At 74.5% G+C, this 14946-nt stretch carries 10 protein-coding genes; 6 read left to right on the top strand and 4 right to left on the bottom strand.

Features of this window, described 5'->3' with window-relative positions; genetic code table 11:
* Positions 1-71 precede the first annotated feature (71 nt).
* The 4 genes from ACTWM8_RS07280 (at position 72) to ACTWM8_RS07265 (ending at position 5220) form a co-directional block, all read left to right on the top strand.
* A complete protein-coding gene (locus ACTWM8_RS07280) occupies positions 72-1691 on the top strand; it encodes an MDR family MFS transporter (protein ID WP_446213141.1) in 1620 nt (539 codons plus the stop codon).
* Between the two features lie 4 nt (positions 1692-1695).
* Entirely contained in the window at positions 1696-2187 is a 492-nt protein-coding gene (locus ACTWM8_RS07275) for a universal stress protein (RefSeq protein WP_446213140.1), read from the top strand.
* A gap of 148 nt (positions 2188-2335) precedes the next feature.
* A complete protein-coding gene (locus ACTWM8_RS07270) occupies positions 2336-4630 on the top strand; it encodes a tetratricopeptide repeat protein (RefSeq protein WP_446213139.1) in 2295 nt (764 codons plus the stop codon).
* Positions 4631-4689: 59 nt separating this feature from the next.
* Positions 4690-5220 carry a DinB family protein gene (locus ACTWM8_RS07265; protein ID WP_446213138.1) on the top strand — a complete coding sequence of 177 codons (531 nt, stop codon included), beginning with the start codon at positions 4690-4692 and terminating at the stop codon, positions 5218-5220.
* A gap of 84 nt (positions 5221-5304) precedes the next feature.
* Here the strand turns inward: ACTWM8_RS07265 and ACTWM8_RS07260 are convergent, their stop codons facing one another.
* The 3 genes from ACTWM8_RS07260 to ACTWM8_RS07250 form a co-directional block, all read right to left on the bottom strand.
* On the bottom strand, positions 5305-5925 hold the full coding sequence (locus ACTWM8_RS07260; protein WP_446213137.1) for an HAD family hydrolase: 621 nt from the start codon (positions 5923-5925) through the stop codon (positions 5305-5307).
* Positions 5925-9536 carry a chromosome segregation protein SMC gene (gene smc / locus ACTWM8_RS07255; protein WP_446213136.1) on the bottom strand — a complete coding sequence of 1204 codons (3612 nt, stop codon included), beginning with the start codon at positions 9534-9536 and terminating at the stop codon, positions 5925-5927. Before smc ends, ACTWM8_RS07260 begins: the two co-directional genes overlap by 1 nt.
* A gap of 274 nt (positions 9537-9810) precedes the next feature.
* Complete coding sequence (locus tag ACTWM8_RS07250) at positions 9811-10005, bottom strand: hypothetical protein (protein WP_007456482.1); 195 nt, start codon at positions 10003-10005, stop codon at positions 9811-9813.
* A 356-nt stretch (positions 10006-10361) separates the two neighbouring features.
* On the opposite strand from ACTWM8_RS07250, the gene ACTWM8_RS07245 reads away from it, so the two are divergent.
* Both ACTWM8_RS07245 and ACTWM8_RS07240 read left to right on the top strand, forming a co-directional pair.
* Positions 10362-11513, top strand: a complete 1152-nt coding sequence (locus tag ACTWM8_RS07245; RefSeq protein WP_446213135.1) for a CAP domain-containing protein — start codon at positions 10362-10364, stop codon at positions 11511-11513.
* A 131-nt stretch (positions 11514-11644) separates the two neighbouring features.
* Positions 11645-12526, top strand: a complete 882-nt coding sequence (locus ACTWM8_RS07240; RefSeq protein ID WP_446213134.1) for an endo alpha-1,4 polygalactosaminidase — start codon at positions 11645-11647, stop codon at positions 12524-12526.
* A gap of 45 nt (positions 12527-12571) precedes the next feature.
* Here ACTWM8_RS07240 and ACTWM8_RS07235 read toward each other — a convergent pair whose 3' ends face one another.
* Entirely contained in the window at positions 12572-14791 is a 2220-nt protein-coding gene (locus tag ACTWM8_RS07235; protein WP_446213133.1) for an MMPL family transporter, read from the bottom strand.
* Between the last annotated feature and the right edge of the window lie 155 nt (positions 14792-14946).

The raw sequence follows: 14946 nt of genomic DNA, 5'->3' as shown, positions 1-14946 counted from the left end.
TGCTTGAGGCAACCAAGCCGTACGGTTGCCTGAGGCAACTCTTTCTCTCCACTCCCACGGAGGCAGTCACGATGACCCAGGCGCCAGCGCCCACCCGGGCGACCGCCGTCGACATGACCCACCGGCAGATCCTGGAGGCCCTCTCCGGCCTGCTGCTGGGCATGTTCGTCGCCATCCTCTCCTCGACGGTCGTCTCGAACGCGCTGCCGCGGATCATCACCGAGCTGAAGGGTGGCCAGTCCGCGTACACGTGGGTCGTCACCTCGACGCTGCTGGCGACCACCGCGACCACCCCGATCTGGGGCAAGCTCGCCGACCTGACCAGCAAGAAGATCCTGGTCCAGCTCTCCCTGACCATCTTCGTGCTGGGCTCCGTGCTGGCCGGGCTCTCGCAGTCCACCGGGCAGCTGATCGCCTGCCGGGTGCTGCAGGGCGTGGGCGCCGGCGGCCTCACCGCGCTGGCGCAGGTGATCATGGCGACGATGATCTCGCCGCGCGAGCGGGGCCGCTACAGCGGCTACCTGGGCGCGGTGATGGCCGTCGGCACCATCGGCGGCCCGCTGATCGGCGGCGTGATCGTCGACACCTCCTGGCTCGGCTGGCGCTGGTGCTTCTACGTCGGCGTGCCGTTCGCAATCCTCGCCCTGGTCGTGCTCCAGAAGACGCTGCACCTGCCGGTGGTCAAGCGGGCGGCGAAGATCGACTGGTGGGGCGCCACCCTGATCACCGCCGCCGTCTCGGTGCTGCTGATCTGGGTCACCCTCGCCGGCGACCGGTACGCCTGGCTCTCCTGGCAGACCGCCGCCCTGGTGGCCGGCGCGCTGCTGCTGGCGGTGCTCGCCGTCCGGGTCGAGAACCAGGCCAGCGAGCCGATGATCCCGCCGCACCTGTTCCGCAACCGCACCATCACCCTCGCCGTCATCGCCAGCATCGCGGTCGGCGTCGGCATGTTCGGCGCGTCGGTCTTCCTGGGCCAGTACTTCCAGATCAGTCGCGGCGAGAGCCCGACCATGTCCGGCCTGATGACCCTGCCGATGATCCTCGGCCTGCTGGTCTCCTCCACGGTCACCGGCCGGATCATCACCAACACCGGTCGTTGGAAGCGGTACCTGGTGGCCGGCTCGGCGCTGCTCACCCTCGGCTTCGCGCTGATGGGCACGCTGCGCTACGACACCCCGTACTGGCAGCTCGCCGGCTACATGGCGCTGATCGGCATCGGGCTCGGCATGACCATGCAGAACCTCGTGCTGGCCGTGCAGAACACCGTCGGCGCGCACGAACTCGGCGCGGCCAGCTCGACCGTCGCCTTCTTCCGCAGCCTCGGCGGCGCGATCGGCGTCTCGGCGCTCGGCGCGGTGCTCGGGCACCGGGTCAAGGACTACATCGCCGAGGGCCTGACCGGCCTGGGCATCCCGGCCTCCGGCTCCGGCAGCGGCGGCACCCTGCCCGACGTGCACACGCTGCCCGCCCCGATCCGCCTGGTCGTGGAGTCCGCGTACGGCCACGGCGCCGGGGACATCTTCCTGGTCGCCGCGCCGTTCGGACTGATCGCCCTGATCGCGGTCTGCTTCATCCGGGAGGTGCCGCTGCGCCGGCACACCGGTGACCCGCTCGCCGCCGAGGTCGAGCGGGAGTCGACCGTCGCCGCCGGCGGCGGGGCCGCCGTGGTACGGACCGGCATCAGGGAGTGACGCCGTGAGCGCACCGGTGGACCGCGAGGAGTACGGCCCGCAGACCCGTCCGCTGCCGTACGAGCGCGGCACGGACGGGCCCCGGGTGGTGCTCGTCGGGGTGGACGGGACCCGCACCGCCGAGCGGGCCGGCTGGTACGCCGCCGGCCTGGCCCGCCGGCAGGGCTCCGCCCTGGTCGTCGTCTTCGTCAGCTCACCGCCCGGCTTCGCCACGCTGATCCCCGGCGTGGACGCCGGCGCGCTGCAGCGCACCCACGACGAGCTGGTCGCCGAGCTGCGCCGGGAGTGCCGGCGGGGCGCGGACGAGTTCGGCGTGCCGGTCACCCTGCTCTGCCGGCGCGGGGACGCGTACACCGAGCTGTGCGCGGCGGCCGACGAGACCCGGGCGGACCTGGTCGTGGTCGGGGCGTCGGAGCAGGCGGGGCACCGCCTCGTCGGCTCCGTCGCCACCCGGCTGGTCCGCACCGGCCGCTGGCCGGTCGTCGTGGTGCCCTGACCCGCCCGGCGGGGCACCCCGAGCCACCACTGTGGCCGGACGACCCGCCGGCGGGTCACCTGTTCGGATCCGCTCACCGTCCGTGGGGCGGCCGATGCGCTCCGGAGCGCCGAGGGGCCGGGGTGCGGCCGCCCGTGATGATGGTGGGGTGGGTGAGATCTTCGGCCGCCGTCCCCCGCGGCGGCGGGTCGTGGTGCTGCTCGCCCTGGCCCTGCTGACCGCCGTCGCGGCGGCCCTGCTGCTCCGGCGGTCCCCGGCCGCGCTCGCGCCCCGGCCCGGCTGGGCCGGCACCGAGCAGGCCGGGTGGATCGCCGGCATCGTCAGCGCGGTGCTCTCCCTGGTCGGCACGGTGGCCGCCGTACAGGCCCTGCGCACCACCCGCGCCGCCGAGCGCCCAGCGGCCGGCGGCACCCGCACGGTACGGGTCGGTCGGATCCCGCAACCGGCGTCCTGGTTCCAGGACCGGCGCGCCCGGCTGGACCTGGCCCGCGCCGCCCGGGCCGGCCGTACCGCCGTACTCACCCAGGTCCTCTCCGGCATGGGCGGGGTGGGCAAGACCCAGCTCGCCGCCCAGTTCGCCCGCCGCCTGGTCGACAGCGGCGAACTGGACCTGCTGGTCTGGGCCACCGCGATCAGCCGGGACGCGATCGTCGCCGCGTACGCCCAGGCGGCCCGGGAACTGCGGCTGGCCGACCCGACGGCCGACCCGGAACAGGCCGCCGCTGCCCTGCTGAGCTGGTGCGAACACACCGACCGGCGCTGGCTGGTGGTGCTGGACAACCTCGACGCGCCGGCCGACGCGGCCGGCTGGTGGCCACCGGCCAACCGCAACGGCCGCACCATCGTCACCACCAGGCGGCGCGACGCCGTCCTCGGCGCCGACGACCGCACCCTGGTCGAGGTCGGGCTCTTCACCGGCGACGAGGCGGTCGGCTACCTGACCCGGGCCGTCGCCGACCCGGCCCGGCTCGCCGAGGCCGGGCTGCTCGCCGCCGACCTGGGCCACCTGCCGCTGGCCGTTGCCCAGGCCGCTGCGTTCATCCGGGACCGGGGCCTGGACTGCGCCGGGTACCGCCGGATGCTCGCCGACCGCAAGCGCCGGCTCGACGACCTGGTGCCGCAGCCGGACGCCCTCCCCGACGACCATCGGTCGACGGTGGCGGCGACCTGGTCGCTCTCGATCGACGCCGCCGACGCGGCCGCGCCGGTCGGCCTGGCCCGCCCGCTGCTGGAGCTGGCGGCGCTGCTGGACCCGAACGGCGTACCCACCGGCCTCTTCGCCACCCCGGCGGCGTTGGCCCACCTGGCCACGGCCCGGGCGGCCGGGGACGGGACGCCGGTGGAGGTCGAGCAGGTGGCCCGGGCGCTGCACAACCTGCACCGGCTCAGCCTGGTCACCCACGACCCGCACGGCGGCAGCCTGCGGGTGCACGCCCTGGTGCAACGGGCCACCCGGGACCGGCTCACCGACACCCAGCTCGTCGCCGCCGTCCGGGTCGCCGCCGCCGCGCTGCTGCACCGCTGGCCGGCCACCGAGGTCGAGCCCCCGGTCAGCCAGGCCTTCCGGGCCAACGCCGCGGCCCTGCGCGACCACGTCGGCGACCTGCTGCTGCGCGCCGGCTCCCACCAGGTGCTCTTCCGCCTCTACGAGAGTCTCGGCGAGTCCGGACTCGTCCGGGCCGCCGTGGACGGTCTGGACGAGGTCATCGCCGACTGCCTCCGGCTGCTCGGGCCGGACCACCCCCAGACGCTGAGCTTCCGCGGCCACCGCAACTTCTGGCGGGGCCGGACCGGGGACGCCGCCGGGGCCGCGGACGCCTTCGCCGAGCTGCTCACCGACTGCCTGCGGGTGGTCGGCCCGGACGACCCGCTCACCCTCACCACCCGGCACAACGTCGCCTACTGGCGAGGTGAGGCGGGCGACGCCGCCGGGGCCGCCGAGACCACCGCCCAGCTCCTCACCGACCGCCTCCGGCTGCACGGCCCGGAGCACCCGGACACGCTGAACACCCGGGGCAGCCTCGCCTGGCTGCGGGGCAAGGCGGGCGACCGGACCGGCGCGGTCACCGCCCTGCGTGCGCTGCTCGCCGACTGCCAGCGGGTGCTGGGGCCCGAGCACACCACCACGCTCAACGCCCGCAACGGGCTGGCCTGGCAGCTCGGCGCGGCCGGCGAGCACGCCGCCGCCATCGCGGAGACGCGGGCGCTGCTCGACGACTACGTCCGGCTGCTCGGCGTCGACCACCCCGAAACGCTGGACACCCGCCGCAACCTCGCCTGGTGGCGGGGCGAGGCCGGCGACCCGGCCGGCGCGGCCGCCGCCCTGGCGGAACTGGTCACCGACTGCCTGCGGGTGGTGGGCCCGGACCACCCGCTGACCGGCACGGTGGTCGAGAGCCTGGCGCACTGGCGGGGCCAGGTCGGGCGGACCGCCGCCGGGTAGCGCGGGCCGGCGGGCGATAACCACTCGCCGGTGTCGGACCCGAGGACGAGGATGTCCGGATGACCTGGAGAGCACCGGAGATCAACCGGACCAACGAACCGTACGTCGGCGACGAGCGCACCATGCTGGAGGGCTGGCTCGACTACCACCGGCAGACGCTGCTGCTCAAGTGCGCGGGGCTGACCGCCGAGCAGCTCAGGACGCCGAGCGTGGAGCCGTCCGGGCTGACGCTGCTCGGGCTGGTGCGGCACATGGCGGACGTGGAGCGCTGGTGGTTCCGGATCCGGGCAGCCGGGCAGGACATCCCCGGCATCTACGGCACGGACGAGGACCCGGACGCCGACTTCAACGCCGTCGCCGACGCCGACGCCGAGGCCGACTTCGCCACCTTCGCCGCCGAGGTCGAGGCCGCCCGCAAGGCCGCCGCCGGCCTGTCGCTGGAGCAGACCTTCTCGCGCCCGCGCCGCGACGGCAGCGCCGACGAGTTCAGCGTCCGCTGGGTGTACGTCCACATGATCGAGGAGTACGCCCGGCACAACGGCCACGCCGACCTGATCCGCGAGCGCCTCGACGGGGTGACCGGCGACTGACCCCTCCCGCCGCCGGGCGTCGGTCAGCTGCCGCGCCCGGCCCGCAGGAGGTGCTCCCCGAGCGGGGTCAGCGTGTGCAGCGCCTCAGTACGCCAGCGCCGCCCGCAGGTAGCGCAGGTCGGCCGGGCCGCCCCACCGGTGCGCCGACAGCCCGGCGGCGCGGGCGCCCCGGACCGCCCAGTCCTCGTCGTCAACGAAGAGCACCCGGGCCGGCGGGGTCTGCAGCGCCTCGCAGGCCGCCTGGAAGTACTCCTTGGCCGGCTTGTGCACGCCGATCACCGAGGAGTTGACCACCACGTCGAGCTCGCCGACCAGGCCGAGCGCGGCGAGGTCGGCGTCGAGCAGGTCGGTGGCGTTGGTGCCCAGCCCGACCCGGACGCCGGCCGCGCGGACCTCCCGGACGAAGGCCAGCACCTCCGGGTCGACCTCGCCCCGGTAGCGCTGCCACTGCTCGACGGCGGCGCGGGCCCGTTCCGGGCTGCCCACCGAATCGGTCAACGCGTCCGCCACGCTGCTCACCCACTCGGCGTGGCTGACCCGTCCGGTCAGCACCGGCTGGAGCCGCCCCCACTGCATGGCGATCTCGCCGAGCACCCCCTCGGAGAGGCCGTGCTCCCGCTCGACACCGGCGGCCACCGCGGGGTCCCACCGACGCAGTACGCCGTCGAAGTCCAGCAGGAGCGCCGTCGCGCGTTCCCGAGCCACTACCCGTTCTCCTCGCCGCGGCCAGGCCGCTCGTCCTCGTCGGCCCGATTGAGCCGTTGGCTGATCACCTGGGTGACCCCGCTGCGCATGGTCACGCCGTAGAGCGCGTCGGCGATCTCCATCGTCCGCTTCTGGTGCGTGATGACGATCAGCTGGCTCTTCTCCCGCAACTGTGCCAGCAGCGTGATCAGTCTGCCGAGGTTAACGTCGTCCAGCGCCGCTTCCACCTCGTCCATGATGTAGAACGGGCTGGGCCGGGCGCGGAAGATCGCCACCAGCATGGCCACCGCGGTCAGCGACCGCTCGCCGCCGGAGAGCAGCGACAGCCGCTTGATCTTCTTGCCCGGCGGGCGGGCCTCCACCTCGACGCCGGTGGTGAGCAGGTCCTCCGGGTCGGTGAGGATCAGCCGGCCCTCGCCGCCGGGGAAGAGCACGGTGAAGACCTGCTCGAACTCCCGGGCGGTGTCTTCGAAGGCGCTGGCGAAGACCTCCAGGATCCGGTCGTCGACGTCCTTGACCACGGTGAGCAGGTCCCGCCGGGTGGCCTTCAGGTCCTCCAGCTGCTCGGAGAGGAACTTGTAGCGCTCCTCCAGCGCGGCGAACTCCTCCAGCGCGAGCGGGTTGACCTTGCCGAGCAGGGCCAGCTCCCGCTCCGCCTTGGCGGCCCGCTTCTCCTGCACCGGCCGCTCGTAGCGGACCGGCTCGGGCACCGGCAGACCGTCGCGTTCGGCCGTCGCCACGTCGACCTGGGTGGGTGGGACGAGCTGGTCCGGACCGTACTCGGCGACCAGGGTCTCCACGTCCAGGCCGAAGTCCTCGGCGGCCTTCGCCTCCAGCTGCTCGATGCGCAGCCGCTGCTCGGCGCGGGCCACCTCGTCGCGGTGCACCTGGCTGGTCAGCCGTTCCAGCTCCGCGCCGAGGCGCTTGGCCGCTCCGCGTACCTCCTGGAGTTCGGCCTCGCGGCCGGCGCGTTCGCGCGCCACCGCGTCGCGGTGCTCCTCGGCCGCGGCGATCGAGGCGGTGAGCCGGGTGAGCGCCTCGCGGGCGCCGCCCACCACCGCCCGGGCGATGGCCGCGCCGCGGGTGCGCGCCGCCCGCCGGGCCGCGGCACGTTCGCGCGCCGCCCGCTCGGCGGTGGCCTGCCGGGCCAGCGAGTCGGCCCGGCCGGCGATCGAGGAGACCCGCTCCTCGGCGGTACGCACCGCCAGCCGGACCTCCATCTCGTTCTGCCGGGCCCGGGGCACCATCGCGGCGAGCTGGTCACGCTCCTCGGTGGAGGGTTCGGCGTCGATCGGGGTGTCCTCGGCCAGCCGCAGCCGCTCCTCCAGCTCGGCCAGGGCGAGCAGGTCGCGTTCGCGGGCCGCCTCGGCGCGGGAGCGGGACTCGCCGAGCCGGTCGGTCTCCGCCTTCGCGGAGCGGGCGGCGGCGCCCAGCTCGGCGAGGCGGCGGGCCGCGGCGTTGCGGTGGCTCTCCGCCTCCCGCTTGGCGGCGGCGGCGTGCTGCACCGCCTCCTTGGCGGCGGCCACCTCGGCCCGCGCGTCGACGAGCTGGTCGCGCAGCTCGGCGCTGGTCCGCTCGGCGGTGAGCCGGTTGGCGCGGGCCTCCTCGACGGCGGCCTGCACCTCGATGTAGCTGGGCGCCTTGGCCGACCCGCCGGCCGCCGCGTACGCCCCGACCACGTCGCCGTCCGGCGTGACCGCGCGCAGCTCCGGGTTGCCGGCGACCAGCTCGGCCGCGGCGGCGAGGTCGGCGACGAGCACCACGTCGCGCAGCGCCCGGTGCACGGCCGGGCGGATCTCGGCGGCGCACTCCACCAGGTCGGGCGCCCAGCGGGCGGTGTCCGGCAGCTTCGGACGCAGGGCGTCGGCCGGGCCGTCCATGCCGGGGCCGGCGGGGCTGCCGACCAGCAGCCCGGCCCGCCCGGCGTCGGAGATCTTCAGCAGCCGCATCGACTCGACGGCCTCGTCCACCCCGCTGACCGCAACCGCGTCGGCGAGCCCGCCGAGGGCGGCGGCGAGGGCCGCCTCGTGGCCGGGGGCGACGGTGAGCAGGCCGGCCAGGCTGCCCAGCAGGCCGGGCACCTCGCCGGCGCGCGCCAGCAGCGCGCCCGCGCCGTCCTTGCGGCGCAGGCCGAGGGCGAGCGCCTCCTCGCGGGCCTTCCAGGTGGCGGCGTCCTTCTCGGTGGCCCGCTCGGCGTCGGCGAGGGAGCGCACGGCGGCCTGGGCCTTCTCGTGGACGGCGACCGCCTCGGCGTGCCGCTCGTCGAGTTCGGCGTTGTCCCGGTCCGCCTCGGTGGACTGTTCGGCCACCGCGTCCAGGTCGGCCTGGGCCTTCTCGGCGCGGGCCAGCGCGTCGGCGTGGGCGGCGGCGAGCCGCTCGATCTCCTCGCCCGCGCTGGTGGTGCGGGCCCGGGCCGAGTTGACCTGCCCGGTGAGCCGGGCCAGGCCCTCCCGGCGGTCGGCGATCGCCTTGGCGGCGGCGACCAGCTCCCGCTCGGCGGCGGCCAGTTGCCGTTCGAGCTCCTGCCGGTGCTCCACCGCCTCGGCCAGCCGGATCTGGTCGTCGGTGAGCGCCGCGCGCAGCTCCTCCTCCTGCTCGCGGACCCGCTGCGACTCGGCCTCCAGCTGCTCCGGGTCGCGGCCGGGCCGCTCGTCGTCGGTGCTGGCGCTGAGGTGGCGCAGCCGTTCCCGGGCGAGCTGCTCGATGGAGCGGAACCGTTCCTGCAGGGCGGAGAGCTTGTACCAGGTGTCCTGGGCGGCGGCGAGCAGCGGCGCGTCCTCGGCCAGGGCCGCCTCCAGCTCGCCCAGGCGGGCCTGCACCTCGCCGTGTTCGGCCTCGACCTGCTCACGCCGCTCGCGCAGCGCGGTCTCGTCGGCGATCTCCCGGTCCAGGGTGGTGCGCAGGGTGGCGAGGTCGTCGGCGAGCAGCCGCAGCCGGGCGTCGCGCAGGTTGGCCTGGATGGCGGCGGCCCGCCGGGCCACCTCGGCCTGCCGGCCCAGCGGCTTGAGCTGGCGGCGCAGCTCGGCGGTGAGGTCGGTCACGCGGTTGAGATTTACTTGCATCGCGTCGAGCTTCCGCAGCGCCTTTTCCTTGCGCTTGCGGTGCTTGAGGACGCCGGCCGCCTCCTCGATGAACGCCCGCCGGTCCTCCGGCTTGGCGTGCAGCATGCCGTCGAGCCGGCCCTGGCCGACGATGATGTGCATCTCCCGGCCGATGCCGGAGTCCGACAGCAGTTCCTGGATGTCGAGCAGGCGGCAGGAGTCGCCGTTGATCTCGTACTCGCTCTCGCCGGAGCGGAACATCCGGCGGGTGATGGAGACCTCGGTGTACTCGATCGGCAGGGCGCCGTCGGTGTTGTCGATGGTGAGGGTGACCTCGGCCCGGCCCAGCGGCGCCCGCCCGGCGGTGCCGGCGAAGATGACGTCCTCCATCTTGCCGCCACGCAGCGCCTTGGCGCCCTGCTCGCCCAGCACCCAGGCGATGGCGTCGACGACGTTGGACTTGCCGGAGCCGTTCGGGCCGACCACACAGGTGATCCCGGGCTCCAGCTTGAGCGTCGTGGCGGAGGCGAAGGACTTGAAACCCTTCACCGTCAGGCTCTTGAGATGCACCTTCTCGATCCTCGTCCGGTGGCCGCCGTACCGTCGCCGGCTGCGCGAGCCTGGTGAACCCGCAGACTAACCCCTCGGCGGCGACCCGTCGGCACGCGACCCGCCCCGCGGGACGGCCACCGCGCGCGGACCGGACGACGAATGGCGGAGTCGACGCGTACAAGATCGGGAAATTGCGGGCGGAAAACCACGGGAGACAGAGCTGCGCGCCGGCACATAAGTGTCGGCGCGCGTTTTCGCGGTGGTGCGATTCAGTTTTTCCGGATCCCGTGGATCAGGTCAGGGCCGGCTCGGCCAGCCGGAGGAGGTCGTCGGCCTCCGCGGCGGCCGCAGCGAGCCGATCATTGTCGGCACGCAGCCGAGTGATCTCGAACTCGAGTGCCTGAACCCTGGCCCGCAGACGGGTGACCTCGTCGAGCAGACGCCGGTCGGGCGCTGCGCCTACGTGGCCGTAGAGGGCTTTCGCCATGCTGACTCCTTGATATGCGCTGCCGGAAAGGCCGGCCAACGCGCGCCCAATAACTGTCCGCGACTGCCACCCCGGCATAATCCGGGCATGACTGGGCGCGACTGGCGACACCTATATATTGAGCCGACACCCCCCTCTTCGTCAAGTTCTCGCAGGCCGTAGATCATCTCCACGTCTACCCTGTCCACTTGCCGGGGGCCGCAAGGCTCGGACACGCTCTGTCCGGACTCCTTAACTGTACGCCGGGAAATGTGCGTACGGTCACCACGTGAGTCGACATCGCCTTAACTCTTCCTTAGCCACGTTGCCGCAGTTCAGGGCACGCCCGTAGCGTCAGCGCGGCCACAACCGACCCCGTGGAGGCGACAGGCGTGTACGGCTGGACCGACCCGATCGACCCGGACGGCGCCCCGCGGCGCCCGCAACCGCCCACCGACGAGCCGCCGGCCTGGCTGACCGACCGTCCCGAGCCGCGCTCGGCGTACCTCTTCGGCGACGAGCCGGAACAGCCGGGCGACGACCTGGCGGACGCCCCGACCGCGCAGTGGCGTACCGAACCGGACCACCGGCCGTACGCGTGGACCGACCGGACCCCGGCCGCCCCGCCGAACGGTCACCTCGACCCGGCGGCGTACCCGGACGCGCCCGGCGCCCCCTTCGCGCCCGCTCCCGAGTTCGCCCCGCCCGCCGACTGGCGGCACACCACCGGCAGCCTGCGGGCCGTGGACGCCGAGCCGTCGGCCGAGGGACAGGGCCGGCACCGGCAGCGGAGCCGGTTCCCGCGCCCGCTGGTCCTCGGCGGCGCCGCCGCGGCCGCCACGCTGGTGGTGAGCCTCGGCGTGGGCGCCCTGGCGCTGGCCGGTGGCGACGGCGGAGCAACCGACCCGACCTCCGTCGACGACACCGTCGCCGCCGCCCCGCTGGCGCCGGACGCCGGGACCCCCGCCGACGCGCTGGCCGGCGCCGCCACCGCCTCCCCCACCGGCACGCCGACCACCGCCCGCCCGACCCCGTCGCCGAGCCGGACGGTCAAGCCGACACCCGCGCCGAAGCGGACCACGGCCGCGTCCCGGCAGAGCACCCGGACCAGCAGCGCGTCGACCCCCAACTCCGTCAGCCCCGGCGTCAGCAGCAAGGCGCAGCAGGTCGTCGACCTGGTCAACGCCGAACGGGCCAAGGCCGGCTGCGGAAAGGTGAGCATCGACGACAAGCTGATGCTGGCCGCCCAGCGGCACAGCCAGGACCAGGCCGACCACCGGACCATGTCGCACACCGGCAGCGACGGCAGCGACGCCGGTGACCGGATCGAGCGGGTCGGCTACACCTGGCGCACCTACGGCGAGAACGTGGCCTGGAACCAGCAGACCCCGGCCGAGGTCATGCGGGCCTGGATGAACAGCCAAGGTCACCGGGAGAACATTCTCAACTGCACGTTCACCGAGATCGGCGTCGGCGTGGCCAGCAGCAACGGGCCGTACTGGACCCAGGTCTTCGCCACCCCGCGCTGAGGCGTACCGGAACGCCCCCGTCCACGACGCGACCGCGTCGTCGGCGGGGGCGTCTCGTTTGACCGGGTGAGGTGCGCCGTGCGGGACGGCGCGGGGCGGTGTGGCGCCGCCCGACGACCCGGGAGCTGCCGATGCGGATCCGGCTGCCAGCGTCCGCGCGGCGGAGCAGGCCGCTGCCGAGCGCCGCGCGCCGGCGACCGGCGACCCGGCGCGGCGTCCGCCGGGCCCTGCCGGCCGTCGTCGCGCTCACCCTGCTGACCCCCGCCTGCCACACCCCGCTGGTCCCGCCGGGCGCGCCGACGCCGTGGCCGACCGCGTACGCAAACCGGTGGCAGTGGCAATGGCAGCTCGAGGGGCCCGTCGACACCGACGTCGCGGCGGACGTCTTCCTGCTCGACCCGGTACGGACCACCGCCGCCGAGACCTCCGCGCTGCGCGGGCGGGACCGCCGGCTGGTCTGCCAGGTGCACGTCGGCTCGTACGCCGGCACCGACCCGGACGCCACCCGCTTCCCGCCTGCGGTGCGGGGCAACCCCACCGGCCGGGCAGAGCGCCGCTGGCTCGACGTACGCCGGTGGGACGTGCTGGAGTCGGTGCTGGCCGACCGGTTCCGGCTCTGCCGGGGCAAGGGCTTCGGCGCGGTGGCGCTGGCCGACGCCGACGGGTACGCCCACCGCTCCGGCTTCCCGCTCGGCTACGACGAACAACTGACGTTCAACCGGCGGCTGGCGGTGCTGGCCCGCTCACTCGACCTCTCCCCCGGCCTGATGAACGACGTCGGGCAGGTCGCCGCGCTCGCGCCCGACTTCGACTTCGCGGTCGTCGAGGAGTGCGTCCGGCTGAAGGTCTGCGCCAAGCTGCTGCCGTTCGTCGACGCGGACAAGCCGGTCTTCCACGTCGAGTACACCGGCCGGACGGCGACGTTCTGCGTCACCACCCTCGGGTACGGCTTCGCCTCCATCCGCAAGAACCGATCACTGGACGCCTGGCGCGACCCCTGCCAGCTCCCCTGACGCCGCGAGGGGCCCCTGCTGCGGCAGGGGCCCCTCAGCGGGGATTCAGCGGGCGCCGACCAGCTCCGGGGTCGGGGCGGGCGGGTCGGCCGGCGGGGCCGCCGGCTTCTGCCGCAGGAAGCGCGGAGCCCACCAGTTGGCGTCGCCGAGCAGCGTCATCAGCGACGGCAGCACCACCGCCCGGATGATCGTGGCGTCCAGCAGGATCGCGGCGGCCAGCCCGATGCCGAGCTGCTTCATGTCGATCGTGCTGAGCGAGGCGAAGATCCCGAACACTCCGACCATGACGATGGCCGCGCTGGTCACCACGCCCGCCGACGAGGTGATCCCGTACGCCACCGCGTCGCGGTTCGACATGCCGGCCCGGACCCCCTCGCGGATCCGGCTGACCACGAAGACGTGGTAGTCCATGGAGAGCCCGAAGAGCACCACGAAGAGGAAGAGCGGCAGCCAGGAGACGATCGCCCCCATCGAGGTGAACCCGAGCAGCCCTTCCGCCCAGGTGTCCTGGAAGACCAGCACCAGCAGGCCGTACGCGGCGCCGGCGGAGAGCAGGTTGAGCACGATCGAGGTGAGCGCGACCACGACCGAGCGGAACGTCAGCACCATCACCGCGAAGGTCAGCGCCAGCACGAAGGCCATCACGATCGGCAGCTTCTCCTGGATGTGCCGGGCGTAGTCCTGGTTGCCGGCGACCTCGCCGCCGACCGCGTACTCGACACCGGGGATGCCCGTGAGCGCCGCCGGCAGCAGGTCGTCGCGGAGCTCGTCCAGCGAGCGCGCCGCCTCGTCGGACCGGCCGGCGTACGGGGTGGCCAGCTCCAGCACCGACACCCGCCGGTCGGCCGACACCTCGATCTTCGGGCCGTCCGCCTCGACCGGGGCGAACAGCGGGTCGGCGCCGGCCCGTCCGGCCAGCTCGGTCAGCGCGGCGCGCACCCGGTCGGCCTGCTCGGCGGGCGCCCGTACGGCCACCTGGTGGCTGGTGCCGGTGCTCGGGAAGGCGGCGGTGAGCCGGTCGTACGCCTGCATCGCCGGCGTGGTGCGCGGCAGGTCCTCCATGCCGGGGAAGTTCAGCTTCATGCCGAGCGCGGGCGCGGCCAGGGCGAGCAGCAGCCCGACCGAGACGACCAGGGTGGCCAGCGGCGCCCGCAGCGCGGGGCGCAGCACGGCCGGCCAGAAGCGCGGCGTCGCCGGTCGACCGTCGGGCCCGGTACGCGGGGCGGTGAGCCGCCAGAGCAGCGGCACCCGGGGCCGGTCGACCCAGCGGCCGAGCTTGGCCAGCAGCGCCGGCAGCACGGTCAGCGAGCCGGTCACCGCGACCGCGACCACCAGGATCGAGCCGACCGCGAGAGAGGAGAAGACCGCGTCGTTGGCGAGCAGCAGCCCGGCCATCGAGATGACCACGGCGAAGCCGGAGACCACCACCGCGTGCCCGGACGTCTCCGCCGCGATCTCCACCGCGTCGAGCCCGGAGCGTCCCTTGGCCCGTTCCTCCCGTTCCCGGCGGACGTAGAACAGCGAGTAGTCGACGCCGACGGCCATGCCGATCAGCAGGATCACGCTGGCCGTGGTGTCGGTGGCCGGCACCAGGTGCGAGGCCAGGGTGGACAGCCCCATCGCGGCGGCCACCGAGGAGAGCGCCAGCAGCACCGGCACGCCGGCGGCGATCAGCGCGCCGAACGCGACGATCAGGATGGCCAGGGTGACCGGCAGGCTGAGCAGCTCGGCCCGCTTGAAGTCCTTGCCCAGGGTCTCGTCGAGGGCCTGGTTGATCGACGGCCCGCCGACCTCCTCGACGCGCAGCTGCGGGTGCGCCGCCTGGACCTCGGCGGTGGCGTCGCGCAGCGGCTGCACCCGGTCGGCCGCGTCCTCGCGCTCGCCGGACATGGTGATCGGCAGCAGCAGGGCGTCGCCGTCGTGGGACGGCACCGGCGTGCCCACCGACGCGACCCCGGTGACCTGCCGGAGCCGGTCGGCGGCGTCGACCGCCGCCCGCTTCGCCGCGGCCTGGTCCAGCGCCCCGGCCCGGGAGGTGATCAGGATGTTCTCGACCGCCGGGTCGGCGAAGTTCCCCTCGGTGACGATCGCCTCGGCGCGGCCGGACTCCCCCACCGCCTGGTCGGCGCTCGTCGCCTCCTTCATGCCCGCGGCGTTGCCCCCGATGAAGCACACCGCCACGAACACCACCCAGAGCGCGATCGCGCGCCACGGGTGCTCGGCGCTCCACCGCGCCACCCGCACCGTCACCGGTCTCCTGCCCATCTCCCGGGCCCCCCCTCCACGCGTCGGCCCGCTGCCGACCGTGTCGACGCTAGGGACAACGGCGGGCGCGGACATCGGGGATCGGCCCCGGCTCGTCCCGGACGCGGCGAAAGCCGGCCGTGCGGGTGATCGGAGCGGGCGGCCGGGCAAACCGG

Source organism: Micromonospora sp. IBSANI012 (assembly GCF_052814045.1).
Note: the sequence above shows the minus strand (reverse complement) of the source record. Positions and strands in the feature narration are given on the sequence as shown.

Excerpts from the sequence above, each read along its gene's own strand:
- ACTWM8_RS07280 (WP_446213141.1), top strand. The coding sequence starts at position 72 with ATGACCCAGGCGCCAGCGCCCACCCGGGCGACCGCCGTCGACATGACC.
- ACTWM8_RS07265 (WP_446213138.1), top strand. The coding sequence starts at position 4,690 with ATGACCTGGAGAGCACCGGAGATCAACCGGACCAACGAACCGTACGTC.
- ACTWM8_RS07250 (WP_007456482.1), bottom strand. The coding sequence starts at position 10,005 with ATGGCGAAAGCCCTCTACGGCCACGTAGGCGCAGCGCCCGACCGGCGT.
- ACTWM8_RS07240 (WP_446213134.1), top strand. The coding sequence starts at position 11,645 with ATGCGGATCCGGCTGCCAGCGTCCGCGCGGCGGAGCAGGCCGCTGCCG.
- ACTWM8_RS07235 (WP_446213133.1), bottom strand. The coding sequence starts at position 14,791 with ATGGGCAGGAGACCGGTGACGGTGCGGGTGGCGCGGTGGAGCGCCGAG.